A 26,152-nucleotide genomic window follows, 5' to 3' on the forward strand; every position below is an offset into this window, starting at 1 on the left:
AGAACCGAGGCCGAACCCGCGTGACCTCCTCCGTCGCTATGTTCGAGATCATGTGGTTCGCCGTTCTGGGCCCGCTCGAGGTCCACGACGACGGGGGGAAACCGCTCGCCGTCCCGCCGACCAAGCAGCGGCTCTTGCTCGCTGCGCTCCTCTGCACGCCCGGCCAGACGGTGCTCGTCGACCGGCTCGCCGACCACGTCTGGCGCGGCGCGCCACCCGACAACGCTCGCGCCAACCTCCAGCTGTACGTCCACCGCCTCCGCCGAAGTCTCGGCACCGACCGCATCGTGCACCGCCACGACGGATATGCGCTCGTGGTCCGCCCGGACGAGCTCGACGCGACGCGGTTCACCGAGCTGGCCGCCGAGGGCGCGCACCACGAGGCACTGGCGCTGTGGCGCGGTGAGGCGTTCGAGGGGATCGACGACCTCGACGTCGCCCGCGAGGAGGCGGTCCGGCTCGACGAGCTGCGGTGCCACGTCGTCGCGGAGCGCATCGACGCCGACCTTGCGGGCGGTGCGGACTCCGCCCTCGTCCCGGAGCTCACCGCCCTGGTGGCGGCGCACCCCCTCCACGAACGCTTCCGCGCTCAGCTCATGCTCGCGCTGCACCGCGCCGGCCGACAGGCGGATGCGCTCGGGGTCTTCCACGACGGCCGCAAGGTGCTCGTCGACGAGCTCGGCCTCGAGCCAGGGGCAGAGCTGCGACGCCTGCAGGAGCAGATCCTCGGCGACGACCCGGACCTGGTCGGCGACAGCCCGACCCAGCCCGCGCCGGTTCCCGCCGAGGTGCCGGGTCCATCGACGACGTTCGCGGGTCGTCGCGCGGACATCGACCAGGTCGCGGCGCTGCTGACAGCCCCGTCCTCGACTCCCATCGTCGTGGTCACCGGCATCGGCGGCGTCGGCAAGTCGGCCCTCGCGGTGCAGGCCGCGCACCAGGTGGCCGACCAGTTCCCGGACGGGCAGCTCTACGTCAACCTGCAGGGAGCGACCCCGGGACTCGCACCACTCGATCCGCTCGAGGTCGCCCGGCGATTCCTGCGGTCGCTCGGGGTCGCGGACTCGAACATCCCCTCCCAGAGGGAGGAGGCTGCCGCGAGGCTGCGGTCGGTCACCGCGGACCGCTCTCTGCTCATCGTGCTCGACGATGCCGCCGACGCGGCGCAGGTCCGCGCGTTGCTCCCCGGTGGCAGCAGGAGCGCTGTCCTGGTGACCAGTCGGCAGCTCCTCACCGAGGTCGACGGTGCCGTCAACCTCGGGCTGGGCGCCCTGGATGCCGAGGGAGCCCGCGACATCCTCGTCCTCGCGTGCGGCGAGGATCGCTTCCACGACGAGCCCGTCGCGACCGGCGAGCTCATCGCCTTGTGCGCGGGACTCCCCCTCGCTCTGTGCCTCGCCGCCGCGCGGCTGACACGACGCCCGCAGTGGCCGGTGTCGGCGCTCGTGACGCGATTGAGCGACCGCGCCACACGCCTCGACGAGCTGCAGTCCGGCGACCGTGCCGTACGCACCAGCTTCGCTGTGAGCCACGAGGACCTCAGCGCCGCAGCGGCTGGCGTCTTCGCCACCTTCTCGCTGCTCGACGTGACCGACGTCGGGATCGCGGCCGCCGCCGCTGCCGCCGCGCTTCCCGAGGAGGACGTCGAGACACTGCTGGAGGAGCTCGTCGACGCCCAGCTCGTCGAGGCGGTCGGCGCCGGCCGGTTCGGTATGCACGACCTGATCCGCTTGTTCGCCCGCGAGTGCGCCGCCGACGAGCTGTCGGAGGACGAGCGCGCCGCGGCTGTACGCCGTGCCGCACACCACTACCTCGCCACGGCGTTCACCGTCGCCGAGTTCCAGAGCCCTGACAGCTGGCGCAACGGCTTGGCTCCCGACGGGATCCGGTGCGGCGGCACACCGATGCGCAGCGACGCCGACGTCAATGCGTGGCTCCTCGCCGAGCGGCACAACCTGCTCGACGTGGCGCACGAGATCGCGTCGCTCGGCGACGACGGCCCGGCGCTGTGCGCTACCTTCGCCAACCTGTTGTTCGCCTCGCTCAACACCCGCGGACAGTGGGACGAGATCCGTGCTCTCAACGGCTACGTCCTTGAGGTCGACAAGTCCGACACCCCCGTTCCCGGCGACGCACGGGCGCTGGCGCAGAACGACCTCGGCTGGACGCACGCCGTCCTCGGGCGTGGCGACGACGCGGTCGCCTACCTCGTGGACGCACTCTCGTTCTGGACCAGCCACCACCTCCGTCGCGGTGAGGCCCACACCCGACGTGCCCTCGTCAAGGCGTTCACGCTCACCGGCGACATCGGCGGCGCCCTCGAGCAGGCGGACGCCGCCCTCGCACTCTTCCGGGAGATGGGGTCCCCCACCGGCGAGATCGACTGCCTGATCGCGATCGGCCTCCTCCACGCGCACGAGCAGCAGCTCGGTCCGGCGATCGAGACCCACGAGAAGGCGCTGGCGATCTCGACGGAGGTCGGCGACGACTGGCACCGCGGCGCCGTGATCGGAAACCTTGCCGAGCTCTACCGCCGCGACGGGCAGCAGCAGCGAGCCCGGACGCACTTCGAGGACGCACTGATCGTGGACCGCGAGGTCGGCAACGACGGCACCTACTACGAGGCCGAGCACCTGTGGGGGCTGGGTTCGACGTTGCACGCCCTCGGCGACACCCACGCCCACGCGTGCTGGGACCGCGCCGCATGGATCCTTCGGGACCTGGGACTGATCGGCACCGACGAGTACGCCGCGGTGGTCGCCGCGGTCGTCCCTCCGACGCCCGAGATCATCCTCCGGCAGCTGTGAGGCCGCCCAGCACGACACCGAGGTCGTCGACCTGGAACCTCGGCGCCCACGCGGGCAGCGTGCTCCCGACGGCCCGGGTGCCGACCTCGACCGACGACACCGCGCTCGCACCGTCCCACTCCCGCAGGTCGACGGTGACGCGGTTCCAGCGGTCCGGCGTGTAGCTCGTCGTGGTCCGCCGCGTCGTCCCGTCGGCGGAGGTGACCGTGACGACCGCCTCGTACGAGGTTGCGCCGACCGCCCCACCGTAGGAGTTCACCGAGAGCTCCAGCATGGAGACGGCCGAGAGGTCCACCGGGGTGTCGAAGGTCCGGACGACGCTGTGGACGACGTCGGGCGCCGCTGCCGACCCGGTCGCCTCCAGGGCGCCGGTCCCCTGGGCCGGCCTGCCCGGAGCGTTCGCGATGGCGGAGACCACGGCGACCGCGCTGACGGCCGAGCCGGGCCGCCATCCCGCCCCGTCGCCATCGAGGTCGTCGAGCGAGATGCGGGGCGCGTCCACGGCGACCTGGATCCGCTCCCCGCCGACGTCGAGGCAGACCGTGCCGTTCCCATGCGACCCGAGGTGGACGGGAACCTCCACCGACCGCTCCCGCCCGATCCGCAGGGACGACAGGTCGAGCGGGGTCCTGTCCACCTGCCAGCCGCCGCACGGCAGCACGACTGCCGGCCCGGCGCCGTAGGCGTCGAGCCCGACGAGGTCCAGCCGGAGGCGAGCCTGAGTCGCCGACGTCGCCTCGAGCGTGCCCTCGACGAGGAGGTTCGCCGCCGTCGACCGCGACAGCCGCGTCGTCAGCCGGACGTCCTCGACCTGCATCCGCGTCGATCGCCGCGTCGAGCCGTTCCCGCGCACCCACACCTGGACCTCGGCGACCTGCGCGCTGCGAGGAAGGCTCCTCAGGTCGGCGGTCACCGTCCGCGCGGAGCCGTCCGCCGGCAGACGACCGTCGGCGTCGACCACACGGCCGTCGCTGGTCGTCACGCGCACGCGCGCGACCGCCTCGTCGTCGGCGACACCGGAGACGCGGACAGCCAGACCCCGGCTGCCGCCCAGCCGGAGCCCGCCGTCCCACCGACGCCGGACGCCGCGCCACTGCAGGTCGTACGAGGTCGCAGCCGCCGACAGTGCGCCATCGGTGACCGAGACGGAGGTGACGTTGTGGTCAGCCTCCCACCCGGCGAAGGCGGGCCCGGCGAGGTCGCGCCCGGGACGGCTGGGGGCGTCGACGACGCTGCCGGTCCGGACCGCAGCGCGGCGGTCGCCGAGGACGGACGCGTCGAATCCTGGGATCACCTCGCTCCAGTCCTCGATGCCGATGACGTCCTTCGCGAACTCCGTCGCCTGCAAAGACCGACGGGTGTCGATGTCGCGGAACACCTCGTACGCCAGCTTGCGGCGACTCGGCGCCGCGAGGTCCGACAGGGCGGTGTCTCGCGCCCACAGGCCCAGGTTCAGTCCGCCCTCGGCACCGTGGTCGACGTGCCGGTGGAGGATGAACGCGTCGATCCCGTCGAGGAAGCGTGTCCGGTAGTAGGCATATGCGTAGCACGCGGCTTGGAGCCGCTCCGCCTCGTCACGATCACCCGACGGCGTGTTGCAGCCCTGCTCCGAGAGGATCACGCGGCGCACGTCCCCGTGGAAGCGGAGCTCGGGCCGTTCGAGGTAGCGGGTCAGGACGTCGAGGTTGCGGAACGTGACCACGGGGGCGTCGACGTCCTCGGTCGCGTCGGGGTCGTCCCACACCGTCGGGTCGAACAGGTCCTGCGGATAGGGGTGGTAGGCGACCTGCCACGGGAAGCCGCCTTCGCGGTGACCCTGTGCCACGAGACCGTCGAGGACGTCACGACCGGCGTAGTAGCGGGTCGGCTCGCCCTCGTCCGGGTTCGGCCCGCTGGGTCGGGTCCAGCTGTGCGTCAGCGAGACGTACGTCCGGGCCGACGAGGAGTACTTCGTCGTGGCCAGCCAGCCGATCCGCAGTGCGCGGCTGTAGCCGTCGAGGAACTCGTCCAACGTTTTCTCGCCCGACTGCGACCACTCCCACTGGGCGTCCACCTCGTTGCCCATGATGAAGCCGTCGACGCGTCCGTGGGCACGGTCGGGCTGCGTGTAGCGGCTCGCCAGCAGCTCCATCGCAGCCCGCAGGTGCGCGACGCCCTCGGCCGTGGTCGTGTTGAACCCCATCACGGTGCCCGCGCCGGCGCTCGCACCGGGATCGGTCAGCACCGAGGCCGCCGACCTCGGGTCGCCGCTGCGGTAGACCAGCACGATCAGCGAGACCGAGGCACCTGCTTCGCTCGACCCGCGGACCTGCCGGTCGAGGCTCTCCAGCGCGGAGCGCGAGAACCAGAACGTACGCCCGCCGCTGCGGAACTCCAGCGTCGCGTCGGCCGACCCAGGTCGTACCCACATGATCTGCCCGAGCGAGACGTTGATCGCCGCGTGCTGCACGCCGAGGTCCTCGGCGTCGTCGCTCAGCTGGACCTGCAGTCCCTTCTTGCTGGTGACCGGGGTCGGCGGGAGATCGGCACGCGAAGGCGCTGTGACGTCGTCGACGAAGTGCGAACCGCTGTCGGTCCCGGCGGCGGTGGCTGTGTACTCGGCGTACCGGAGGTCCTCGCCGCTCTCCGACTCCGACGGCAGCGACGCACGGAAGCTGCCGTCGTCGCCGGCGGTCACGCTCACCGAGGTCCGATCACCGTCCTCGGCCAGCGCCGCGCTGGAGGCCGACACCTCCACGGTCGCACCTGCCGCCGCCTGACCCGTGACCGCGACGTCGTTGCTCCCGTACGTGACACCCGTGATCGTCGGGGCCTGTGCGGCCGTGGTGGGGGCCGCCCACGCGGCCTCCGCCGGCGGGAGCGCCGTGGCTGCCAGCGTCGCCGCAGCGACGCCGGCAGCCACGAGGGCCGTTCTCAGGAGATCCACGAGATGTCGTCGATCTGGAACCGGTGACCCCACGCCGTGGTCGACCCGATGCCCTGGAAGACGATCTCGATCTCCTTGACGGCACTGCGTCCTGCCCAGCCGGCCAGATCGACGTCGAGCGTGTTCCAGGAGTCGGGGTTGACCGAGAGCACCTTCTCCAACGGTTCACCCGCCTCCGGCACCAGCCGCACGGTGGCCTGGTAGCCGGTGGCGCCCGGAAGGCCGCCGTACGCGTCCAGGTGCGCCACGAACGACGACGCCTCCGACAGGTCGAGCGGCGCCTCCGGGACGTAGCGGACCGACCTCGGCTGGTTGCCCGGGCGAGCCGGGACGACAGCCTCCAGTGCTCCGCTCCCCGCGTACGGGCGGCCGGGCGCGTTGGCGAAGCTGCTGACCTGGTTGACGGCCGAGACGTTCTGTCCGGCGCTCCACCCGTCGGTCCCGTCCTCGAAGTCGGACAGGACGACCGTCTTGCGCAGCTTGACCACTGAGCTGTCCTGCACGCTCTCCTCGCCGTCCTCGCCGCGGTAGGTGAGCTTGGCCCCGATCTCGAACTCGCCGCTCGAGACGCCGTCGGGAACCAGGACGAAGAAGCGGTACGACTTCTCGATCGGCGCCCCGTCGGAGTCGAGCGACACGGGCCGCTCGGTCGCCGAGACCTTCCAGCCCTCCGGAGCGGAGACCTCGAGGGTGCCCTTGAACGTCCTCGCTGCCTTGGCGGTGACGACGGCGTCGAACGCCTGCATCGCGCCGGGCTCGACGACCGCCGAAGTCGGGGACATCACGAGGGACGCCTCGGTCGCGGCGCTGTCGCGCAGGCTCGCCCGCACGACGTGGTCGCCGGCGCCGAGTCCACGGACGACCGCATAGCCGTCGTCGTCGATCTCCGCGTCGACGCGCTTGCCGTCGACCGTCACCGTCGCCTTCCGACCATCGGTCGGAAGCGCGACCTCGGCGGTGGTGCCGCCGGGGACGCTCACCTCGGTGCTGAACGCGTCCTTGCTCCGCTCCCACGACGTCTCGATCGCGCCGTGTGGTGTCGGGACGGTGCCCTCGGCCCACGAGAGCGAGCCCGGCTGCGGACGCACCTCGAACGACGAGAACCCGGCCCCGGTCGGCTCCACGCCCAGCACCTGCGTCGTCATGCTGACCGTCGGTCCGGCCGCCCAGCCGTGCGCGAGGCTGGAGAACTGCCCGAGGTTGGGTCGGCCGTTGGCCTGGACGTGCTCCCAGAAGGTGGAGCCGGTGTCCTGGTCGAGCATCCAGCCCCAGAACCGCTTCATGAGGGTGAAGCCCGACTCCTGGTCCATCGCCGTCGCACCGGGTGCGGTGAGGCGCGCATCGACCTCGAACCAGCTCGGCAGCGGCGCGTGGAATGCCGGCAGCGAGGCGTTCGGCGTGCTCGGCGAGATCGTCAGCGCACCACGGTCGTTCCACGAGCTGGTGCGCAGGTAGCGCATCGCCCGCGACGCCTTCTCCTCCGACGCGACCCCGGCCAGCACGGCCATCGCGTTGCCGTCCTGCGGGTACGCGCCCGGCGACTCGGTGGAGAGCCGGTACGCGCCGACCTCCTCGTCCCACAGCGCCTCGTCCACCGTCGTACGAACCTCGCTCGCGCGCTTCTCGTAGGTCGCAGCGTCGTCGGCCGCCGCGGCGACAGGGGCGAGCTCGGCCATCTGGGTGAGGTTCTTCACGTAGAGCGCGTTGAGATAGGTCTCGTGGCCGCAGTCGCTGTAGCCGTAGTGACCGCACGAGCCCGCCGCCGCGAATCCGACCAGGCCCGACTCGTCACGTTGCTTCTCCACCCAAGCCACCGCGCGCTCCATCGCCGGCCACCACTTCTTCAGGTAGGCGGTGTCGCCGGTCCAGCGGTAGTGCTCGGCCATGTTGCTCACGAACCACAGGACGTACTCGCCGTAGTGGCGCAGCTCGTTCCGGTTGTGCTCACCGACGAGGCTCGCGGCCGGCATGTAGCCGTCCTCGAGCTGCTGGCCGGCGAGGCTGTCCAGCGAGTTCTCGACGGCGTCCAGGTCGTACGTGCTGACGTAGGAGACGGGGTCCTGCACTGCCAGGTCGCCCTGCCAGACGATCCGGTCGCGCTTGCCCGCGTCGAAGATGACGTCCTTGTCGGGATCGGCGCCCGGCACGACGTCGTCGGCGTGGTCGCCCTCCCCCTTCTCGTACGGCCACGACTTCGCGGTGTCGGGACGGTCGGTGTTGAGCTGGACGGTGTACGCCCCGGCGTACCAGATCCTGTTCAGCTCGTCGTCGCTGGACAGGAAGTGGCCGGCATAGTCCGCCAGGTCGTCGCCCTGGCCCTGCGCAGCGGTGAAGCTCATCGACACCGCGTCGACGTCGACCCAGCCCGGGCTGTCGAGGAAGAGCGTCGCGTAGCGGTAGCCGCCGCGCAGCTCGGGATCCTCGACGTCGGCGGGCAGCTTCGCGTCCGCGATCGGCAGAGCGTGGCTGTCGGTGTCCTCGGTGTAGGCGTTGCCGGGGAACCCGTTCCAGATGTTGGCGGTGTCGCACCCGGGGGCGTGCTCGGTCTGGCCGTTGTTCTGGCCGGTCCACCGCGCGAGGTACTCGATGGACTCGCTGTAGCAGACCCGGAGCCCCGGCCGGTCCTTCGACGCACCGGCCACACGGACACGCACCGGGCCGGAGACCTCCTTGCCGAAGTCCACGATGACCATCGGCGAGGTCGTACGGTCTCCGTCGCCGGAGATCCGGACGCTCTTGCCGTCACGCCTGAGGAGGTTGGCGGGCTTCCCCGTGACCTCTCCTCCTCGCTCGATGACCTCGTGCACACCGGCTGCGTCGACGGACCGGTCGGTCGGCGCGAGGACGTAGTCCTTCCACCGCCCCTTGGTCGGCCTGTAGCTGTCGCTCTCCCAGGCCTTGCCCGGGGTGCCGGCTCCGTGCGAGGGGCCAGGGGACGGCGCTGCGGCGACCGACGACCCGACGCCGGCCACGGCGAGAACCGCGACGAGGCCGAACGCACTCAGCATGCTCGTCGTACGGGATGGAGACATCGTCAGCTCCTCGTGATCGTCAGTGTGGTGTCACCGGTGAGGCCGGTGACGGTGAAGATGCCGTCTTCGTACGCAGCGTCGACCTTGCGGCCGTCGACGCTGACCTGGGCGGTGCGGTCACCCGGCACGCGAATCGAGTAGGTGCTGCCCACCGGTGCTTCGACCGCGACCTTCAGCGACCGCCGGCTCTGCTTCCAGGCCGCACGGATCGTGCCTTCGGGCGTCGGGACCTCCCCCTGGGCCCAGTCGAGGTCGTCGGGGACGGTCGGGGCGACCTCGAACTCGCGATACGCCGCCTCGGTCGGGGTCACGCCGAGGACCTCCTCGGTGAGGAAGTTCGTCGGCTCGGCCGCCCAGCCGTGGCTCTGGCTCGTGTAGGCACCGAGGCCGAGTCCACCCTCGGGCGAGACCGTCTCCCAGAACGTCTTGGTGCTGTCGGGTCCGTCGAGCATGTGGCCCCACGTGCGTTCGAGCACGCTCACCGCACCGTCGACGTCGCCCGCCGCCGCGTACGCCTGCAGCTCGTGACCGGAGACGAACGGGCTGATGTAGTCGGGCACCGCGGTTCCCTCGGTCGTCTCGACACCTCGGTCGCCGTTGGGCGTGGCGAGGTTGCTCTCGACGTAGTCGAGGATCCGCTCGCTCCGCTCCGCACCGGCGACACCGGTGACGATCGCGAGCGCGTTGGCGTCCAGCGGGTGGGCGTCGGAGCCGGCGATGGCCCGGAAGGCCCCCACCTCGTCGTCCCACAGGGTGCTGCCGACGGCCTCGGCCGTACGGTCGGCCGCCTCGGTCCAGGTGGTCGCGAAGTCGGTCTTGCCGAGCTCCTCGGCAGCCTTGGCCGCAGAGCGCAGCCCCAGGACGTACACGAGGTTGTTGTAGGCCTCCTTGCCCGACTGCGAGTAGCCCCAGTGTCCGGCTGCCGCGGCCGGGACGTTCCACAGACCGTCGTCGCCCACGTTGCCCTCGAACCACGCGACGTTGCCCTCGAGAGCGTCGAACCACTTCGTCAGGAACGCCTTGTCGCCGGTGTGGAGGTAGTGGGTCCAGTAGTTCTGCATCCACCAGGCGGCGTACTCGCCCCAGCTGAACGTGAACCCTGCGGGCTCGGGGAGGTAGACGCCGGGGATCTGCCCGTTTTCGGCCGGGTGGTCGGCGAACCACTCGACCGCGTTCTTGGCCGGCTCGGTCTGGCCCGTGGTCAGGTACGACACGGTGTTGGACACGACGTTGTCGCCGCCCCAGTCGTAGCGGTCGCGCTTGGCGCCGTCGCTGAGGAAGACGTCTCCCTGCGCGACGACCTGGTCGTTGCGGACCGGGCCGGGCGTCGCCGGGTAGGGGCGTCCGGTGTCGGAGGCGATCGTCGACATCTGCGTCGTGTAGGCGCCTGCGTACCAGAGCTCGTTGAGCTGGTCGTCGCTGGAGAGGAACGAGCCCGCGTAGTCCGAGGGATCGGGGTTCGTCGGGTCGGCGGTGAACTCGAGCTCGAGGTCCGAGAGCGTGGCCTCCCCCGGGCTGTCGAGGAACACCATCAGGTAGCGGAAGCCGCCGCGGATGACCTCGTCCGAGACTTGTCCATCGTCGTCGAGGTCGAAGTAGTGCGTCTCGGTCGCGATGCCGGACGGGTCCTGGCTGAAGTCGGAGGACGACGTCATGTAGGTGTCGGACTCGCTGAACGCCAGCCCCAGACGCGGCGCGCCCTCGACGTCGGACGCCCGCAGCGAGATCGTGCCGCCGACCTCCTGGCCGAAGTCGTAGATCACGTACGGCTTGGAGAAGAAGCCCGACTCGAGGCGGGTCTTGCCGCGGCCCGCTGCCCCGTCGGGGTTCTTCGCGGCCCCGCCGTAGCCGGGCTCGGAGGCTGCCGCGCGTGTCCCGTTCGTCCACACGCCCGCGATGCGTGCACCGTCCCCGGGGTTCTCGAGGTTGCGGAACGTGACCTCGACGGTGTCGGAGTCCGCCAGCCGCGCGGGGACGCGCACGTCGTAGTGCGTGGCGCCGATCGGCCGACCCTGCGCGGCGTAGAGGTCGAGCTCGCGCGTGCGGACGACCGTCCCGTTCACGAGGACCTCGTAGCGGGCGGCTGCGCTTCCGGCCTCCTCGACGCGGAGGTCGAACGACCGTCGGGCCGGGACGCGCATCGTGTAGGAGAAGTGGCCGCCGGCCACCCCCGTACCGGCTCGTCGGACTCGCACGCCCCCCACGAGCGCGGTGTCGCTCGTGCCGACGTCCAACGCGTGCGCGGACGTCTCCGAGGTCGACGACGCCGCGGTCACGTAGTCGTGGTTCACGTCGCTGCTCTGGGCGACGCGCACGGGTCGCACCGTTCGCGAGCTCGGCGCGAGGATGTAGTGGTCGGCCTTGGACAGCGACGGCAGGCCGAGCAGCCCCGACCTCTTGTCCGGCTCTCGACCGGTGACGCCGTCGGCGGCCACCGGCACACCGATCGCGGCGACGAGTGCCGTCGTCGCGATCAGGACGGATGTCTTGGCTCTTCTCGGACTCTGCACGAGCTCCCCCACATGAATCGTTTCAATGTGACGTGGTTCACTCAATCAGTGCAGGGTTGCATCGCACAACCTTCGTGTCCGGATCCGGCCACACGCCTGGATGGCGCAATTCTCCGTTGGCCGGCCGGGTCAGCTCCGGCGGGAGCGGCGTACGACGAAGGTCTGCGCCTCGGTGAAGCGCACCGGGAGGTTGCGCACCGGGGTCGACGCAGCGCGAGACTCCAGCTCGGCCTCGAGCTCGGCGACGCGCATCCGCAGTGCGTGGACCTGGTTCTCGAGCGCGAGGACGCGCTTGACGCCCTCGAGCCCGAGACCCTCACCGGTCAACTGGGCGACCGCGCGCAACAGCTCGACGTCGTGCAGCGAGTAGCGGCGTCCCCCGCCGCCGGTCCGTGCCGGACTCACGAGCCCCAGACGGTCGTACGTGCGCAGGGTCTGCGGATGCAGGCCCGACAGCTCGGCCGCCACGCTGATCACGAAGACCTTGGCCTCCGGACCCGGCGGGACGAAGTCGCCGCTGCCGACCATCACGCGCCTCCGCCGAGCATCGCCGCCCGCGGGTCGTCGCCGTCACGAGCGGCACGGAAGGCCTCGACCGCGGCACGCTCGTCGTCCGACAGCGGCGACGGCACCTGCACCTCGATCGTGACGAGCAGGTCTGCCTTCGTGCCGTCCGCGCGCGGGGCGCCCTTGCCACGAGCGCGGAACGTCCGGCCGTTGGGCGTGCCTGCGGGGACCTTCAGCCGGACCGGCGCCCCGTTGAGCGTGGGGACGGAGATCTCGGCACCGAGCGCGGCCTCGTCGAACGTGACCGGCACGGTGATCGTGAGGTTGTCGCCCTTGCGGCCGAACAGCCGGTGCGTCTCGACGTGGACCGAGACGTAGAGGTCGCCGTTCGGGCCGCCGTTCTCACCCTTCGTGCCCTTGCCCTTGAGGCGGATGCGCTGCCCGTCCTTGACGCCGGCCGGGATCCGGACCTGCATCGTGCGGGACGACGCCGCGCGGCCGGACCCGTGGCAGGTGGTGCACGGGTCGTCGACCACGAGGCCGCGGCCGCGACACATGTCGCACGGCTCGGTCATCGCGAACAGACCGCCCGAGGCACTGGTCTGCATGCCGCTGCCCTCGCAGTGCGGACAGACCCGCGGAACGGTGCCGGCCTTGGCACCGGTGCCGTGGCAGGTCGAGCAGGGCTCGTCGCTCGTCGTCCGAAGCGGGACGGTGACTCCCGAGATGGCGTCGTCGAAGGAGAGCGTCGCCTCGGTCTCGACGTCGGCGCCGCGGCGGGCGGGGGCACTGCGGGTGCGGGTGGTGCCGCCACCGCCGAACATCCCGCCGAGCAGGTCCGAGAAGTCGAACCCACCGGTCGTCGTGCCGCCGCTGGGGAAGCCGAAGCCGCCGCTCGTGCCGGCACGGGGGAACCCTCCGCCGGAGGAGAACATCGCCCGCTGCTCGTCGTACTCCTTGCGCTTGTCCGGGTTGGACAGCACGGAGTACGCCTCGGAGATCCCCTTGAACTTCTCCTCGGCAGCGGTGTCACCGGGCTTCGCGTCGGGGTGGTGGTCCCGTGCGAGCTTGCGGTACGCCTTCTTGATGTCGGACGCACTCGCGTCCTTCGAGACTCCGAGGATCTTGTAGAAGTCCTTCTCGAACCACTCGTTGTTCACGAGACCACCTCCTCACATCGGTGCTTCGTACGGATTATTCGGCCTTCTCGGCATCGGACACCTCGGCGGCGTCGGCGACCTCGGGCTCGGCCTCGGCCTGCGGCTCGCTGCCGTCGTGCTCGACGACGGCGACCCGTGCCGGACGAAGGACCTTGTCACCCACGCGGTAGCCGACCTGCATGATGGCGTCCACGGTCGGCTCGCCTTGCGGGGCGTCCGCGTCGAGGCGGTGCATCAGAGCCTCGTGGAGCATCGGGTCGAACACGTCGCCGTGCTGCCCGAACGCCTCGAGCCCGTGAGCGCCGGTCGCCTGGACCAGCGAGTCGGCGACGGCCTTGAAGCCGCCCTCGAGCTCGCCGTGGTCACGGGCGCGGTCGATGGTGTCGAGGACCGGGAGAAGCGACGCGAGGACGCTCGCCGCGGCGTTCACCCGCTGGACCTCGCGGTCACGGTCGACCCGGCGCTTGTAGTTGACGTACTCGGCCTGCAGACGCTGCAGGTCGGCCGTCCGCTCGGCGAGCTGCTGACCGAGATCACCCATGTCAGCGGCGCCTTCGACGTCGGTCGGCTGCGCGTCAGGCCCGGGGGCCGGAGCAGTCTCCTGCTCCGGCACCTCCGACTCACCGAACTCGTTCGTCACTTGTTGTCACCCTCGTCGTCGACGATCTCGGCCTCGACCACGTCGTCGTCCTCGGCCTGCTCGGCGCCGGCACCGTCACCGGCGGGCGCACCCTGCGCGGCGGCTGCCTCGTACATCGCGGTGCCCATCTTCTGGCTCGACTCGCCGAGCTTGGCGATGGCGGCCTTGATGGCGTCGATGTCGTCGCCGTTCAGCGTCTCCTTGAGCGCGTCGACGTCGCCCTGGACCTCGGCCTTGACGTCGTCACCGATCTTGTCGGCGTTCTCGGCGAGGAACTTCTCCGTCGAGTGGACGAGCGTCTCGCCCTGGTTGCGGACCTCCACGGCCTCCTTGGCCTTACGGTCCTCCTCGGCGTACTGCTCGGCGTCGCGCACCATGCGGTCGATGTCGTCCTTCGAGAGGGCCGACCCGCCCGTGATGGTCATCGACTGCTCCTTGCCGGTGCCCCGGTCCTTGGCGGAGACGTTGACGATGCCGTTGGCGTCGATGTCGAACGTGACCTCGATCTGCGGCACGCCGCGCGGAGCCGGCGCGATGCCCGTGAGCTCGAACGTGCCGAGCATCTGGTTGTGCGCCGCGATCTCGCGCTCGCCCTGGTAGACCTGGATCGCGACCGACGGCTGGTTGTCGTCCGCGGTCGTGAAGACCTCGGAGCGACGGGTCGGGATCGTGGTGTTGCGCTCGATGAGCTTGGTCATCACGCCACCCTTGGTCTCGATGCCGAGGGACAGCGGAGTGACGTCGAGGAGCAGCACGTCCTTGACCTCGCCCTTGAGGACGCCGGCCTGCAGGCTCGCGCCCACGGCGACGACCTCGTCCGGGTTGACGCCCTTGTTGGGCTCCTTGCCGCCGAGCAGCTCACGGACCAGGTCGGAGACGGCCGGCATGCGGGTGGAGCCACCGACGAGGACGACGTGGTCGATGTCGGCGACCTTGATGCTCGCGTCCTTGATCACGTGCTCGAACGGAGCGCGGGTGCGCTGGAGCAGGTCGGCGGTGATCTTCTGGAACTCCGCACGGGTCAGCGTCTCGTCGAGGAACACGGGGTTCTTCTCGGCGTCGACGGTGATGTACGGGAGGTTGATCGACGTCGACTGCGAGCTCGAGAGCTCGATCTTGGCGCGCTCGGCGGCCTCACGGACACGCGGCATGGCCATCTTGTCCTTGGTGAGGTCGAGGCCGGTCGACGACTTGAAGCGGTCGACGATCCAGTCGACGACCTTCTGGTCCCAGTCGTCACCACCGAGGTGGTTGTCACCGCTGGTGGCCTTCACCTCGATGACGCCGTCGCCGATCTCCAGGAGGGACACGTCGAACGTGCCGCCGCCGAGGTCGAAGACGAGGATCGTCTGGTCGTCGCCCTTGTCGAGGCCGTACGCCAGAGCGGCCGCGGTGGGCTCGTTGATGATGCGGCTCACGTTGAGGCCGGCGATCTCGCCCGCCTCCTTGGTGGCCTGACGCTGGGCGTCGTTGAAGTACGCGGGGACGGTGATCACCGCGTCGGTGACCGGCTCGCCCAGGTACGCCTCGGCGTCGCGCTTCAGCTTCTGGAGGACGAACGCCGAGATCTGCTGGGGGGTGAAGGTCTTGTCGTCGATCTTCTGGGACCAGTCCGTGCCCATGTGGCGCTTGACCGAACGGATCGTCCGGTCGACGTTGGTGACGCCCTGGCGCTTCGCGACCTCGCCGGTCAGCACCTCGCCGTTCTTGGCGAAGGCGACCACGGACGGGGTCGTACGCGCACCCTCGGCGTTCGCGATGACGGTGGGCTCGCCACCTTCCAGCACGGCGACGACGGAGTTGGTCGTACCGAGATCGATCCCGACTGCACGGGCCATGAGTTCCTCCTGATGGATCGCGGGGCGGGTTCGTGGCCCGCCGTCTACCAGCACTCGTAAGTTGAGTCTGATCGTATCAACTTAGGTGAGCGCGGCTTCATTCCCACCGTAGCGCGAGCGTTTTGCAGCCTCACGCCGGGGACAGGCATCCTCTTTCGCACACCGCCCCTGAATGGCAGGATCTTGTCTATCATCAAGTAACTGTCACCGCCGAGGTGGAGGTCCACCGGATGCTGACGAAGGTCGCGCTCCTCACCGTCCCCGGCGTCACGCCGTTCGAGTTCGGAGTGGTCTGTGAAGTGTTCGGGATCGATCGTTCCGACACGGGCGGACCGCGGTTCGAGCTTGCGCTCGCCACAGCCGAGCCCGGCCCCGTCCCCACCAGCCAGGGCGTCCTTGTGACCATCGAGAACGATCTCTCCGTCGCCGACGACGCCGACCTGATCGCGGTGCCTGCCTTCGATCTCGCGCCCGTCGACGAGCGCTACCTTCGCGTGATCCGCGACGCCGAGGCACGTGGCGCATGGGTCCTGAGTATCTGCACCGGCGCCTTCGCGCTGGCGGAGTCGGGCGTCCTCGACGGGCGTCGGGCGACCACCCACTGGATGTTCACAGCGAAGCTGGCGGCTCAGTATCCCCGCACGAGGGTGGATGCCGACGTCCTCTACGTCCAGGACGGCAAGGTCGTCACGAGCGCCGGCACCGCAGCGGGAATCGATGCGGCGCTGCACATCGTGCGCCAGGAGCTCGGCGCGGGACACGCCAACGTCATCGCTCGACGCATGGTCGTCCCACCCCAACGGGACGGCGGCCAGGCCCAGTTCATCCAGACTCCCGTGGGCGGCGAGAAGGCGGACTCGTTCGCGGTCGTCGCCCAGTGGATGCTTCAGAACCTCTCGGAAGACCTCTCCGTCGAACAGCTCGCCCGCAAGGCTCTGATGTCCCCACGGACCTTCGCCCGTCGGTTCAGGGCGGACATGGGCACGACCCCGACCGCCTGGCTCAATCGGCAGCGCATCATCCACGCCCAGCAGCTGCTCGAGCAGTCGTCGCGGAGTCTCGAAGCGATCGCGGCAGAGACAGGATTCGGCAACGCAGCGGTCATGCGGCACCACTTCGTGAAGGTCCTGCGGACCTCGCCGATGGCGTACCGCAGGACGTTCGGAGAACGCCTGGTCGAATGATTGGCAGCTTCTCGACGATTCCTGGCAACAGGATCGCGACGCCGGCTGTCGCCGCGGCACAGGATGGGACGAACCCGCGACAGGAGCTCGACGATGGCCGTCTCGTCCACATCGCCCGACGTGACCATCACGTACCTCGGTGGCCCGACCACCGTGATCGACGTCGCCTCCGTCAGGTTCATCACCGATCCCACGTTCGACAGCCCTGGCCGCGACTACCCGCTCGGGCCGGTCGTCACGCTCTCCAAGACCAGAGGCCCGGCGATCGAGGTGACGGACCTGGGCGACATCGACGTCGCGCTCGTGAGCCATCAGCAGCACCCCGACAACCTGGACGATTCCGGCCGGGAGCTGCTGGGGCGGATCGGACTGGTACTCACGGCCCCGGCGAGCGCGGAGAAGCTCCCCGCTGCCGTCGCCCTCTCTCCGGGCGCCGTCCAGGAGATCCCGACAGCTCAGGGCATCACCTTGCGGGTCACCGCCACGCCTGCCCGCCATGGTCCACGGGGTGCTGAAGCCTTCGCCGGCGATGTCATCGGGTTCGTGATCGATGTGGTGGAGACCGGGGAGGCGCTCGTCTACGTGACGGGCGACACCGTGTGGTTCGACGGCGTCGGCGGTGTGGCGAAGTCGTTCCAGCCCCGGGTGGTGATCCTCCACGGCGGAGCGGCGAGGACGGACCGTAGCGCCTTCCGGCTCACCATGGACGCCAACGACGCGGCCGAGGTGAGGGCGGCCTTTCCCGAGGCGGTCATCCTTCCCGTGCATCACGACGGCTGGACGCATCTCATCCAGTCCCAGCAGGACCTCGCGAACGCTTTCGCGGTGCTCGGGCTCGACGGGCTGCAGCTCGTGGAGCCCGGCGGCACCTACACGTTCGCAGGAGGAGTCACGCCAGCGGCGCGCCGGCTCGACGCTCTCGTGGGCGAGTGGACGATGCACCCCAGTCTCGGCGGTGAACCGGCCGGCCTCGGGAGGACGACGTTCGCCTGGTCGACGGAGGGCTCGTTCCTGGTTCAGAGGGCGGAGTCGGAACCGTCGGACATCGAGATCTCCGCCGAGTGGACCGCGAGCTCCCCGTTCCCTACCTGTGCCGTCATCGGCGTTGACGAGGTCAGCGGGGAGTTCTCGATGCTCTACGCCGATGCACGCGGCGTCCGCAGGGTCTACCGGATGACCATCGCCGACGGCGTCTGGACGGTCTGGCGGGAGACACCCTCGCTGCACCAGCGCTACACCGGCCGATTCAGCGACGACGGGACGACGATCGTGGGCGGGTGGGAGACCTCGCACGACGGCTCCAGCTGGACGCCGGACTTCGACCTCGACTACCGGAAGGTCGGTTAGGATGCCGGATCGCGTCGGCGCGACGACCGTGGCATGGGCGGCGTGGGCGGCCGTCCTGCTCCTCATCTCTGCGGTCGTCGCGTTCGCGGTGATCAGGGTGATGACAGACCTCCCGCTGGTGTTCGCGGGGCGTGCGGCAGAGAACGGCTCGTTCGAGGAGCGCTACGTGCGCAACGCCGTTCCCGCCTACCTGCACATCGTGCCCGGTGTGATCTACCTCGTCGGCGCGTGCTTCCAGCTCTCACGGCGTTTCCGCGAGCGCCACTGGCCGACCCACCGGCGCCTCGGCCGGACCGTCCTGGTTGCCGGCATCGTCAGTGGTTCGTTCGCGCTCGTCTTCGGGGTGCCCCACTCGTACGGTGGTTTCTGGCAGTCGGTCGCGACCGTCGTCTTCTCGTCCTACTTCCTCGTCGCGCTCGGTCTGGCTTTTCGCGCGATCGTTCGGCGGGACGTGCGGAACCACCGGCGGTGGATGATCCGCGCCTTCGCAGTCGGACTCGCCGTCGGGACGATCCGGCTCTGGGTGGGAGTCCTGGTCGGCTTCGGCGACATCCCTCTGCAGCAGGGCTTCGCCCCGGCGTTCTGGCTCGCGTTCTCCATGCACGTCGCGGCAGCAGAGGTCTGGCTCAGATGGGCATCTCCGATGCCGCTCGATCGCTGACGTCACGCGGCGGCGTCGACCACCATTCTGGCGACGAGCATCGCCTGGATCTTCATGGCGGTCCGGTCACCGCCGTCGGTCTCGACCGTCACGTCCACGAGGCGGTCGCCCGGGCAGGCACGCAGGGACACCGACGAGGTCTCGTACGTCCACCACGCGTCGAACGGGGCGTCGTCGACGGGCTCGACGTCCTTGCCGATGCCCAACGGCTCGCCGCACACCAGCGTTCCCTGGTCGAAGTCCGCAGCCTTCGCGACCTCGACGTCGACCCGCGTCGCGTCGTCGGCCGTGCTCCACGTGCACTTGACGGGAGTCCACCGGACGTCGTTGCTCTGGACGGTGGCCGTGACGAGCCGTCCTTCGCCCAGCGACTCACCGACCGCGTCCGGGAGCGTCGCGAACGCGGCCGCCTGGCAGGGACTGTCGTCGGCGGCCTCCGCCGTGGGCGCCTCCGAGGCGGGCGCCTCGGAGGCGCTCGGTGTCCCAGTGCTCGCACCCGCCGAAGCGGTGGCCGCCGCGCCGGTGTCGTCAGACGGCGCGTCTCCGCCGCAGCCGCTCACGGCGAACGCGAGAGCGACGCCGACTCCGGCGACGAGCATCGGGACGTGGCGCAGCGCACGACGTGTCATCCGTCCACGATGGTCGACACGTCGCGTGCGAGGAATCCGTACGGACCCCCAGGGTGTGCGCAAGCCGTGAGGCGGGGCTACTCCGCGAAGATCGCGAGGGTGCGGGCGACGCACACCGGCTTGTCGCCGCCCTCGACCTCGACGGTGAAGTCGACCGCGACGCGCTGACCGAGAGCGACCGGGACGACCTCGACGAGCGTGGCGCGACCACGGACCCGCGAGCCCACGGGCAGCGGCGCCGGGAAGCGGACCTTCTCGGACCCGTAGTTGACGCCCATCTTGACGCTCTCGACCTTGTAGGTCTCGGCCGACAGCATCGGGATGAGCGAGACGGTGAGGTAGCCGTGCGCGATGGTCCGACCGAACGGGCCCTGCGCGGCCTTCTCGGGGTCGACGTGGATCCACTGGTGGTCACCGGTCGCCTCGGCGAACAGGTTGACCTGCTCCTGGGTCACCTCGTGCCACTCGCTGACGCCCAGCTCCTCCCCCACGCACGACGTGAGCTCGGCCAGGTTCTTGAAGACGCGCATCCGATTCCTCCGACTAAGCGATCGCTTACCGTGCCCGATCCTAGGACAACCACTGTGGCCTCGTTCACACCGGCTGCTACCGCAGCAGCCAGGGCACCGCGGCGAGGAGCATCCCGAGTGCCAGCAGGCCGGTGTCCGCACGCGTCCACAGCGCCGGTTCCGCCCACGTCCGCGTCCGCGTAGCTGCGAACCCGCGGGCGTCCATCGCGGCCGCCATCCGTCCCGCGTCGCGCAGCGCGGCGACCAGCATCGCGAACGCGAGGACACCACCGTGCCGCGCCAGCGAAATGGGGTTCCGTGTCGGCCCGAAGCCTCGCGCCCGCCGCGCCCGGTCGAGCTGCACCCACACCTCCCGGAGGCTGGTGAACCGCTGCAGCGCCGCCGAGAACGCGACGACGAACCGCGCCGGCATGCGCAGCCGCTGCCCCATCTGGTCGGCGAGGCGGGAGGGGTCCAGGAACGCGGCGAGCACGGCGCCGGGCAGTGCGAGCACGACGATGCGGAGGCCGGCCGTCAGGGCCAGCTCGACGTCGTGGCCGCCGAGCAGCCAGGTCGACCACACCACGGAGACGGAGGCGATGCCGACGGCCAGGAACCGCAGGAGCGCGAAGCGCAGCGACGGCAGGAGCACCGCCCCCGCCACGGCGTACGCCCCGAGGGCGATCACGCCTGTCCTCAGGTCACGGACGGCGAGCGAGGCGACGACCGCCGCGAAGCCGACGAGGAGGAGGACGAGCGGATTGGCGTCGACGACCACCCGCCTCATCGGACGACCTCCCCCGCCTCGAGGGACACCACGTGGTCCGCGAGAGCGATGAGGTCGGGATCGTGGGTCGCGATGCCGACGGCGGCCCCGGCTGACGCGGCGGCGCGGATCCATCCCACGACCGCCGCCCAGGTCAGCCGGTCCTGTCCGACCGTCGGCTCGTCCAGCAGCACCACGGGCGGACGGTGCGCGAGTGCCGCCGCGGTCGCGAGACGCCGCTGCTCGCCGCCCGACAGGCGGTACGGGTTGGCGTCCGAGAGTGCGCCGAGCCCGAGGTGCGCGAGGACGGCGGCCGCGTCGACCGTCACACCCGTACGCGCGCCCGTCGCCGCCGCCTCGTCGAGGACCCGGGACGTGAGGAACCCGTGCTCGGGGTTCTGCGGGACCCAGCCGATCAGGCGGGCGAGGTCGCGCGAGCGCAGCCGGTGGAGCGGGCGGCTGCCGCCGATCCCGGAGACCGCGCCCGTCGTCGGGGCCACGAGGCCGGCCAGGGTCGCCACGAGCGTCGACTTCCCGGCACCGCTCGGGCCCGTGAACGCCGTGACCGCCCCCGGCCACAGCTCGGTGGTCACTCCCCGGAGGGCCGGCGTGACCGTGCTGCCCCGCATCGACGTACGGCGCAGGTCGACGCTGATCGCATCGGTGACGAGGTGCGGCACCTCCCGGGGCGGGACGACGAGCGCCGGCTGCGGTTCCTCGGGGGTCGGCGCGCCGACCCCCGGCATCCACACCCCGCGCGCGGCGAGCTCCGCGGGCTCGGCAGCGAAGGTCGCGGGGTCGGTGTCGCGGACCACGGCGCCCTCGGAGTTCAGGACGACCACGCGGTCGACGTGCGCGAGCCACGGGCCGATCCGGTGCTCGACGACGACCAGAGTGGCACCGGTCCGCTCGACGGCGTCGAGCACGCAGCGGCGTACGGCGTCGGCGTTGGGCGGGTCCAGCATCGACGTCGGTTCGTCCAGGAGCAGCACGTCGGCGTCGCTCGCGAGGACTCCCGCGAGCGCCAGGCGCTGCTGCTCACCGCCGGAGAGGGCAGCAGTCGGATGGTCGACGTCGTAGGGCAGCCGTACCGCCTCGAGCGCCCGCCGGACCCGCCGCCAGATCTCGTCGCGCGCGACGCCTGCGTTCTCGAGCCCGAACGCGACGTCGCGACCGATCCGCTCGGCCACCACCGCGTCGGCCGGGTTCTGCATCAGGAGGCCGATCCTGCCCTCGACGTGCACCTGGCCGAGCTCGTCACCGGAGCCGGCGCTGCCGAGCACCCCGGCCAGCGCTCGGAGCACCGTGGACTTCCCGGCGCCCGACGGTCCCGCGAGGAGCACCCGCTCGCCCGGCTCGATCTGCAGGTCGAGGTCGTGCACGACGGGCTCGCGGCGGCCGAGGGGCCGCCACCCGAACCCCTCGAGGTGCGCCGACCCCCGTCGTACGGCGGTGGCGTCCGCGGTCATGCCGACGAGCGGGCGTCGCGGTCGTGGTACTCGCGACCGGCGCCGAACGCGTCGAGCGCACCCGTCGGCGCGAGCGCACGGACGAGGAACCACCCGCCGACCCCGGCGACGACCGCACCGGAAAGCGCGAAGAAGGCGGCGTAGACCAGCTTCCAGTCGGTGCCCCAGTCGGCCCAGTAGACGTTCCACTCGTACGCGACCGCGCACAGCGCCGACACGGTGCCGGCGAGCGCGGCGGCGACGACGCCCCACCGGCGCCACAGCAGGATCGCGAACACGATCTCGGCGCCGATGCCCTGCACCACCCCGGACAGGATCGACGACATCCCCCACTGGTTGCCGAGCAGGAGCGCGACCATCGCGGCGATCACCTCGGTGCCGAAGGCGGCGCCCGCCTTGCGGACGACGAGCCCGCCGACCACGCCGCCGAGGAGCCAGGGGCCGGAGATCAGCCCGATGCTGGGCGGGAACGCGAAGACGGACGCGGTGCTGACCACCGCGTACAGCTGGTTCCAGCCCCAGAACACGACCCCGATCGCGACGCCGAGCATCGCGACCGTGACCAGGTCGATCGTGCGGTAGTGGACGGACTCGGTCCACGCGCTGCGGAGCGGGCGGGGACGGGTCCTCGGGCGTACGGCATCAGCCATGATGACTCCCTTCGCCGGTGCTAACCGGATCAGGTTCGGAGGGTCTGCGGCTCTTCCGCACTCTCAGCGCTCCGTGCCGTGCGGCACCGTGCGCTCCCCTGTCGTACGGCCGACTCTATCGCGCCTACGTGAGGAGGCTCTCGCGGCCGAACATCGCCGCGATCGCACGAGCCGACGGCTCACCGAGATCGGGGTCGGCGCCCGCCCCGATCAGCACCGAGACGACGAGCTCCTCGCCCTTGAAGATCGCCCCGGCGAGAGGGCTCTGACCGCGGTCGTTGAGCCGGTTGACGTCGGCTCCGGCGTCGACGAGGCGCTGCACGATGTCGGCGTGGCCGTGGTACGCGGCGAGGGTCAGCAAGGAGTTGCCGGTGGCGTCGGTGAGGTTGACCGGCACGCCTGCCTCGACGTGGGAGAGCAGGCTGTCGGCCTGGCCGGCGCGCACCATGTCGAACAGCTGGGCCGCGACCTCGTCTGCCTCGTTGCTGGATCCACCGGTCATGAGGGTGACCTTACCTGCGCGTACCCCGTCGGGACAGGTTCGAGACAGCGCGGGCACCAGCTCGGCTACAACGGTGTCCGTTCCTGAGCGCCGGCCGCGAGCGCCGCCAGCTGCCCCGCGACGAAGTCGCCCAGCTCGCGGTGACCTCGGGCCGTGAGGTGCAGCCCGTCGTCGAGGTAGTCGAGGTCGAGACCGATCGTCGACACGTACGCGGCGTCGTAGCGGCTGGCGAGCGCCGCGAGGACCTCGTCGACCCGACGGGCACCGTCGGTGCGGGCGGGTGCTGACGCGGGACCGACGACCACGACGCGCGGGCCCTCGACCGCACGCATCACCCGGGCGAACCCGGAGCGGAGCGCGGCGACCGGCTGGTCGGCGTCGTTGAGCCCGCCGGCCACGACGACGAGGTCGGCGCCTCCGGCGACGGCGCGGGACGCGCGTCGGGCGAACCACGCACCGGCGCACGGGCTCGCGAGCCGGCTGTAGCCGGAGCCGGAGAAGGCATCGACCGACACGCGTCCGGGGACGCGGGACGTCCAGGCCTCGGTGGGGTCGTCCAGCCCGAGTCCCGCGGACCAGGAGTCGCCGATGACGACGACACGGTCACCCGACCCGAGCACCGGCTCCGAGCGGCGGTCGAGCGCGTCGGCGGCGAACCGCGCGCACCGCGCCGCCTCGCTGCCGCTCGCGTCCGCGCCGACGTCCAGCACGAGCAGGACCGACACCAGCGCGAGGACGAGCGCCGCCACGAACCGCGTACGACGGCGCGCGCCGAGCAGGCGCGGCCGGGCGGTCCAGGACGGGGTCACCCACACATGGTCGCTCTCCGACGCGCCCCGTACGAACGAAATAGGGCAGATCGCCCACTCTGATGCCGACTCGTGACGATCGACGTGACGCAGGTCGCGAGGCGCCCCTCAGACCACGTAGACCTTACGCAGGGTCGCCCGGACCTCCCAGACGGTCCGGTCGCCCGCGTGGAGCCGCACCATCACCCCGGGTCGCAGCGCGATGGTGCTGCCGTCCTCGAAGCGCACCGTCGCATCGCCGGCCAGGACGACGAACACCTCGTCGGCCTCGACGTCGCGGACGACGCCTGCGGTGAGCTCCCAGATCCCCACCCGGGTGTCGCCGAGCGCGGCGAGCTCGGCGACTGCGGTCGTCGGCGAGCCCGCGACGACGTCGTCGAGGTCGGGGCCGTCGACCTCGAGGGGGTGGCTCAGCGGTGACGCGGAGAGCAGCCGCTCGGTGGCGCTCGTCATCGCGGTCACCCTCCGGTCAGCGTCGCGGCGACCGACGTGTTGTCGTCGCCGGACCGTCTCAGGACGGCCCACACGACAGCGAGCGCCGCGAGCGTGAGCAGGAGCAGGACAGACGACACGGCTGCGATCTCCGGACGCAGTCCGACCTTGAGCGTCCCGAACACGTAGACGGGCCACGGCGTGTAGCCCGGGACCTGCACGAACGACGCCACGATGGTGTTGTCGAGGCTCAGGGTGAACGCCATCAGCGCACCGGCGAAGATGCCGGGCCACGCCAGCGGGAGCGTGATCTGGCGGAACCGGTTCCACGGAGTCGCGTACAGGTCGGCGGCCGCCTCCTCGATCTGCTCGTCCATGCCCCGCAGGCGCGCGCGCACGATGAACGTGACGACGGCCAGCGCCAGCGACGTGTGCACGATGATCAGGCGCACCATGCCGTTGTTGACGATCGACAGCCCACCGTCGGTGCCGAGGGTGACCAGCCACGGCAGGATCGAGATGCCGTCGATGACCTCCGGCGTGATCAGCGTGACCGCGAGGAGCGCCGTCAGGACCCCGGCCCACCGCGCACCCGTCCGGGCACGGGCGAGGGCCACGCCGCCGATGGTCCCGAGCACCGTCGACACCAGCGACGCGAGCACACCCGTCACCAGCGACGTACGGACCGCGTCGCCGATCACCGGGTTGTTCCACGCACGGCTGTACGCCGCGAAGCCGAAGCTGTCCCACGCCCCGAGCAGGCGTCCGGTGTTGAACGAGTAGACGACGATCACGAGGATCGGCAGGAAGAGGAACACGAAGACGAGCACCCCGAACACGGCCAGCCCGAGGTCGATCCCGTCACGGCGGCTGCGCCTCATGAGGTCACTCCCAGGTCCAGGTGGCGGGCTCTTCGGACAGCGGCACGCAGGAGCAGGAAGACCGCGGCCGCGATCAGCACCGTGAGCAGCACGAACGCCATCAAGGTGACCGCCATCGCCGCACCGAGCGCCCAGTTCTGGGCGGACGTGAACTGACGTGCGACGACCTGTCCGACCATCGTTCCTCGCGCTCCGCCGAGGACGGACGCGGTCAGGTAGTCGCCCATCAGCGGGATGAACACGAGCAGGCAGCCCGAGGCGATGCCCGGGAGCGCGTCCGGCACCGTCACGGCGAAGAAGGTGCGCAGCCGGCCCGCGCCGAGGTCACGGCTCGCCTCGCGCTGGCTCGGGTCGAGCCGCTCGAAGACGACGTAGAGCGGCAGGATCATCAGCGGCAGGTAGTTGTAGACGACGCCGAGCTGGACGGCGCTGCGGGTGTAGAGGATGTCGAGCGGTCCGTCGAGGATGCCGATCGCGTTCAGCACGTCGCTCGCCATCCCGTTCGGCGCGAGGATGATCTGCCAGCCGATGGTTCGGACGAGGAAGTTGGTCCAGAACGGGACGAGGACGAGCGCCAGCAGCAGCGGACGCCACCGCGGGTCGACCTTGACCGCCATCCAGTAGGCGAACGGGACGGCGACGAGCAGGCACAGCAGCGTGCCGGCGACGGCGATCCGCAGGGTCGCCCAGAACATCGTCATGAAGGCGCCGTCGAGCACCTGGCCGTACCGGTCGAACGACAGGTGGTCGGTCGAGACCGCGGTGAAGAGGTCCGGCTTGTAGCCGAACGAGTACCAGACGACGAGCGCGAGCGGCGTGAAGACGAAGAACACGAGCCAGGCCCACACGGGGAACGAGAGCGCGGCGCTGCTGCGCGGCGTGCGACGTGCCAC

21 protein-coding genes and 1 riboswitch are annotated in these 26,152 nt (G+C 70.8%); of the genes, 4 read left to right on the plus strand and 17 right to left on the minus strand.

Annotation, left to right across the window (positions count from 1 at the left end; genetic code table 11):
• The first annotated feature begins 20 nt into the window (after positions 1 to 20).
• A complete protein-coding gene (locus AB3M34_RS20165; protein WP_370616622.1) occupies positions 21 to 2,807 on the plus strand; it encodes an AfsR/SARP family transcriptional regulator in 2,787 nt (928 codons plus the stop codon).
• On the opposite strand, the gene AB3M34_RS20170 is transcribed toward AB3M34_RS20165, so the two are convergent.
• From AB3M34_RS20170 to dnaK, 7 genes are all read right to left on the minus strand, one after another.
• Positions 2,788 to 5,733: a DUF5722 domain-containing protein gene (locus tag AB3M34_RS20170; RefSeq protein WP_370616623.1), complete on the minus strand. Its 2,946-nt coding sequence runs from the start codon at positions 5,731 to 5,733 to the stop codon at positions 2,788 to 2,790. The two genes, AB3M34_RS20165 and AB3M34_RS20170, sit on opposite strands and share 20 nt — an antisense overlap.
• Entirely contained in the window at positions 5,721 to 8,765 is a 3,045-nt protein-coding gene (locus AB3M34_RS20175; RefSeq protein WP_370616624.1) for an alpha-L-rhamnosidase C-terminal domain-containing protein, read from the minus strand. Before AB3M34_RS20175 ends, AB3M34_RS20170 begins: the two co-directional genes overlap by 13 nt.
• A 2-nt stretch (positions 8,766 to 8,767) precedes the next feature.
• Positions 8,768 to 11,275, minus strand: a complete 2,508-nt coding sequence (locus AB3M34_RS20180) for an alpha-L-rhamnosidase C-terminal domain-containing protein (RefSeq protein WP_370616625.1) — start codon at positions 11,273 to 11,275, stop codon at positions 8,768 to 8,770.
• Positions 11,276 to 11,404: 129 nt separating this feature from the next.
• Positions 11,405 to 11,803, minus strand: coding sequence for a heat shock protein transcriptional repressor HspR (locus AB3M34_RS20185; protein ID WP_370620083.1), 399 nt, complete (start codon positions 11,801 to 11,803; stop codon positions 11,405 to 11,407).
• The gene (dnaJ, locus tag AB3M34_RS20190; RefSeq protein WP_370616626.1) at positions 11,803 to 12,942 is read right to left on the minus strand and encodes a molecular chaperone DnaJ; all 1,140 of its coding nucleotides are present in this window, start codon (positions 12,940 to 12,942) and stop codon (positions 11,803 to 11,805) included. Before dnaJ ends, AB3M34_RS20185 begins: the two co-directional genes overlap by 1 nt.
• A 34-nt stretch (positions 12,943 to 12,976) precedes the next feature.
• Positions 12,977 to 13,582 (minus strand): nucleotide exchange factor GrpE, encoded by a 606-nt coding sequence (grpE, locus tag AB3M34_RS20195; protein WP_370616627.1) that lies wholly within the window; start codon positions 13,580 to 13,582, stop codon positions 12,977 to 12,979.
• A complete protein-coding gene (gene dnaK, locus AB3M34_RS20200) occupies positions 13,579 to 15,420 on the minus strand; it encodes a molecular chaperone DnaK (RefSeq protein WP_370616628.1) in 1,842 nt (613 codons plus the stop codon). Before dnaK ends, grpE begins: the two co-directional genes overlap by 4 nt.
• Before the next feature lie 230 nt (positions 15,421 to 15,650).
• Here dnaK and AB3M34_RS20205 point away from each other — a divergent pair, with 230 nt between their 5' ends.
• The 3 genes from AB3M34_RS20205 to AB3M34_RS20215 all read left to right on the plus strand — a co-directional run bounded on the left by AB3M34_RS20205 (position 15,651) and on the right by AB3M34_RS20215 (position 18,612).
• Positions 15,651 to 16,604 carry a GlxA family transcriptional regulator gene (locus AB3M34_RS20205; protein ID WP_370616629.1) on the plus strand — a complete coding sequence of 318 codons (954 nt, stop codon included), beginning with the start codon at positions 15,651 to 15,653 and terminating at the stop codon, positions 16,602 to 16,604.
• A gap of 93 nt (positions 16,605 to 16,697) precedes the next feature.
• On the plus strand, positions 16,698 to 17,951 hold the full coding sequence (locus AB3M34_RS20210; protein ID WP_370616630.1) for an MBL fold metallo-hydrolase: 1,254 nt from the start codon (positions 16,698 to 16,700) through the stop codon (positions 17,949 to 17,951).
• A 1-nt stretch (position 17,952) separates the two neighbouring features.
• A complete protein-coding gene (locus tag AB3M34_RS20215; protein WP_370616631.1) occupies positions 17,953 to 18,612 on the plus strand; it encodes a DUF2306 domain-containing protein in 660 nt (219 codons plus the stop codon).
• Positions 18,613 to 18,614: 2 nt separating this feature from the next.
• On the opposite strand, the gene AB3M34_RS20220 is transcribed toward AB3M34_RS20215, so the two are convergent.
• From AB3M34_RS20220 to AB3M34_RS20265, 10 genes are all read right to left on the minus strand, one after another.
• On the minus strand, positions 18,615 to 19,241 hold the full coding sequence (locus AB3M34_RS20220) for a hypothetical protein (RefSeq protein ID WP_370616632.1): 627 nt from the start codon (positions 19,239 to 19,241) through the stop codon (positions 18,615 to 18,617).
• Positions 19,242 to 19,318: 77 nt separating this feature from the next.
• The gene (locus AB3M34_RS20225; RefSeq protein WP_370616633.1) at positions 19,319 to 19,771 is read right to left on the minus strand and encodes a MaoC family dehydratase; all 453 of its coding nucleotides are present in this window, start codon (positions 19,769 to 19,771) and stop codon (positions 19,319 to 19,321) included.
• Positions 19,772 to 19,847: 76 nt separating this feature from the next.
• Entirely contained in the window at positions 19,848 to 20,537 is a 690-nt protein-coding gene (locus tag AB3M34_RS20230; RefSeq protein WP_370616634.1) for an energy-coupling factor transporter transmembrane component T, read from the minus strand.
• Positions 20,534 to 21,985 carry an ABC transporter ATP-binding protein gene (locus tag AB3M34_RS20235; protein ID WP_370616635.1) on the minus strand — a complete coding sequence of 484 codons (1,452 nt, stop codon included), beginning with the start codon at positions 21,983 to 21,985 and terminating at the stop codon, positions 20,534 to 20,536. Before AB3M34_RS20235 ends, AB3M34_RS20230 begins: the two co-directional genes overlap by 4 nt.
• A complete protein-coding gene (locus AB3M34_RS20240; protein WP_370616636.1) occupies positions 21,982 to 22,635 on the minus strand; it encodes an ECF transporter S component in 654 nt (217 codons plus the stop codon). The genes AB3M34_RS20235 and AB3M34_RS20240 overlap by 4 nt, the downstream gene beginning before the upstream one ends.
• Positions 22,625 to 22,745, minus strand: a riboswitch (TPP riboswitch). Its footprint overlaps the gene before it by 11 nt.
• Positions 22,746 to 22,759: 14 nt before the next feature.
• Positions 22,760 to 23,137 (minus strand): ankyrin repeat domain-containing protein, encoded by a 378-nt coding sequence (locus AB3M34_RS20245; RefSeq protein ID WP_370616637.1) that lies wholly within the window; start codon positions 23,135 to 23,137, stop codon positions 22,760 to 22,762.
• A 65-nt stretch (positions 23,138 to 23,202) separates the two neighbouring features.
• A complete protein-coding gene (locus AB3M34_RS20250; protein WP_370616638.1) occupies positions 23,203 to 23,946 on the minus strand; it encodes an SGNH/GDSL hydrolase family protein in 744 nt (247 codons plus the stop codon).
• Positions 23,947 to 24,054: 108 nt separating this feature from the next.
• The gene (locus AB3M34_RS20255) at positions 24,055 to 24,399 is read right to left on the minus strand and encodes a cupin domain-containing protein (protein ID WP_370616639.1); all 345 of its coding nucleotides are present in this window, start codon (positions 24,397 to 24,399) and stop codon (positions 24,055 to 24,057) included.
• A 5-nt stretch (positions 24,400 to 24,404) separates the two neighbouring features.
• Positions 24,405 to 25,259, minus strand: coding sequence for an ABC transporter permease (locus tag AB3M34_RS20260; protein WP_370616640.1), 855 nt, complete (start codon positions 25,257 to 25,259; stop codon positions 24,405 to 24,407).
• On the minus strand, positions 25,256 to 26,152 hold the full coding sequence (locus tag AB3M34_RS20265; RefSeq protein WP_370616641.1) for an ABC transporter permease: 897 nt from the start codon (positions 26,150 to 26,152) through the stop codon (positions 25,256 to 25,258). Before AB3M34_RS20265 ends, AB3M34_RS20260 begins: the two co-directional genes overlap by 4 nt.

The sequence above is a fragment of the Mumia sp. Pv4-285 genome (genome assembly GCF_041320275.1).
Taxonomy (GTDB): Bacteria; Actinomycetota; Actinomycetes; order Propionibacteriales; family Nocardioidaceae; genus Mumia; species Mumia qirimensis.

Bases quoted from the DNA above. Each gene is read 5' to 3' on its own strand.
- AB3M34_RS20210 (WP_370616630.1), top strand. From the start codon at position 16,698: ATGGCCGTCTCGTCCACATCGCCCGACGTGACCATCACGTACCTCGGT.
- AB3M34_RS20205 (WP_370616629.1), top strand. From the start codon at position 15,651: ATGCTGACGAAGGTCGCGCTCCTCACCGTCCCCGGCGTCACGCCGTTC.
- AB3M34_RS20220 (WP_370616632.1), bottom strand. From the start codon at position 19,241: ATGACACGTCGTGCGCTGCGCCACGTCCCGATGCTCGTCGCCGGAGTC.
- AB3M34_RS20245 (WP_370616637.1), bottom strand. From the start codon at position 23,137: ATGACCGGTGGATCCAGCAACGAGGCAGACGAGGTCGCGGCCCAGCTG.
- AB3M34_RS20235 (WP_370616635.1), bottom strand. From the start codon at position 21,985: ATGACCGCGGACGCCACCGCCGTACGACGGGGGTCGGCGCACCTCGAG.
- AB3M34_RS20240 (WP_370616636.1), bottom strand. From the start codon at position 22,635: ATGGCTGATGCCGTACGCCCGAGGACCCGTCCCCGCCCGCTCCGCAGC.
- AB3M34_RS20255 (WP_370616639.1), bottom strand. From the start codon at position 24,399: ATGACGAGCGCCACCGAGCGGCTGCTCTCCGCGTCACCGCTGAGCCAC.
- AB3M34_RS20175 (WP_370616624.1), bottom strand. From the start codon at position 8,765: ATGTCTCCATCCCGTACGACGAGCATGCTGAGTGCGTTCGGCCTCGTC.
- dnaK (WP_370616628.1), bottom strand. From the start codon at position 15,420: ATGGCCCGTGCAGTCGGGATCGATCTCGGTACGACCAACTCCGTCGTC.
- AB3M34_RS20260 (WP_370616640.1), bottom strand. From the start codon at position 25,259: ATGAGGCGCAGCCGCCGTGACGGGATCGACCTCGGGCTGGCCGTGTTC.
- AB3M34_RS20225 (WP_370616633.1), bottom strand. From the start codon at position 19,771: ATGCGCGTCTTCAAGAACCTGGCCGAGCTCACGTCGTGCGTGGGGGAG.
- AB3M34_RS20185 (WP_370620083.1), bottom strand. From the start codon at position 11,803: ATGGTCGGCAGCGGCGACTTCGTCCCGCCGGGTCCGGAGGCCAAGGTC.
- AB3M34_RS20230 (WP_370616634.1), bottom strand. From the start codon at position 20,537: ATGAGGCGGGTGGTCGTCGACGCCAATCCGCTCGTCCTCCTCCTCGTC.
- AB3M34_RS20215 (WP_370616631.1), top strand. From the start codon at position 17,953: ATGCCGGATCGCGTCGGCGCGACGACCGTGGCATGGGCGGCGTGGGCG.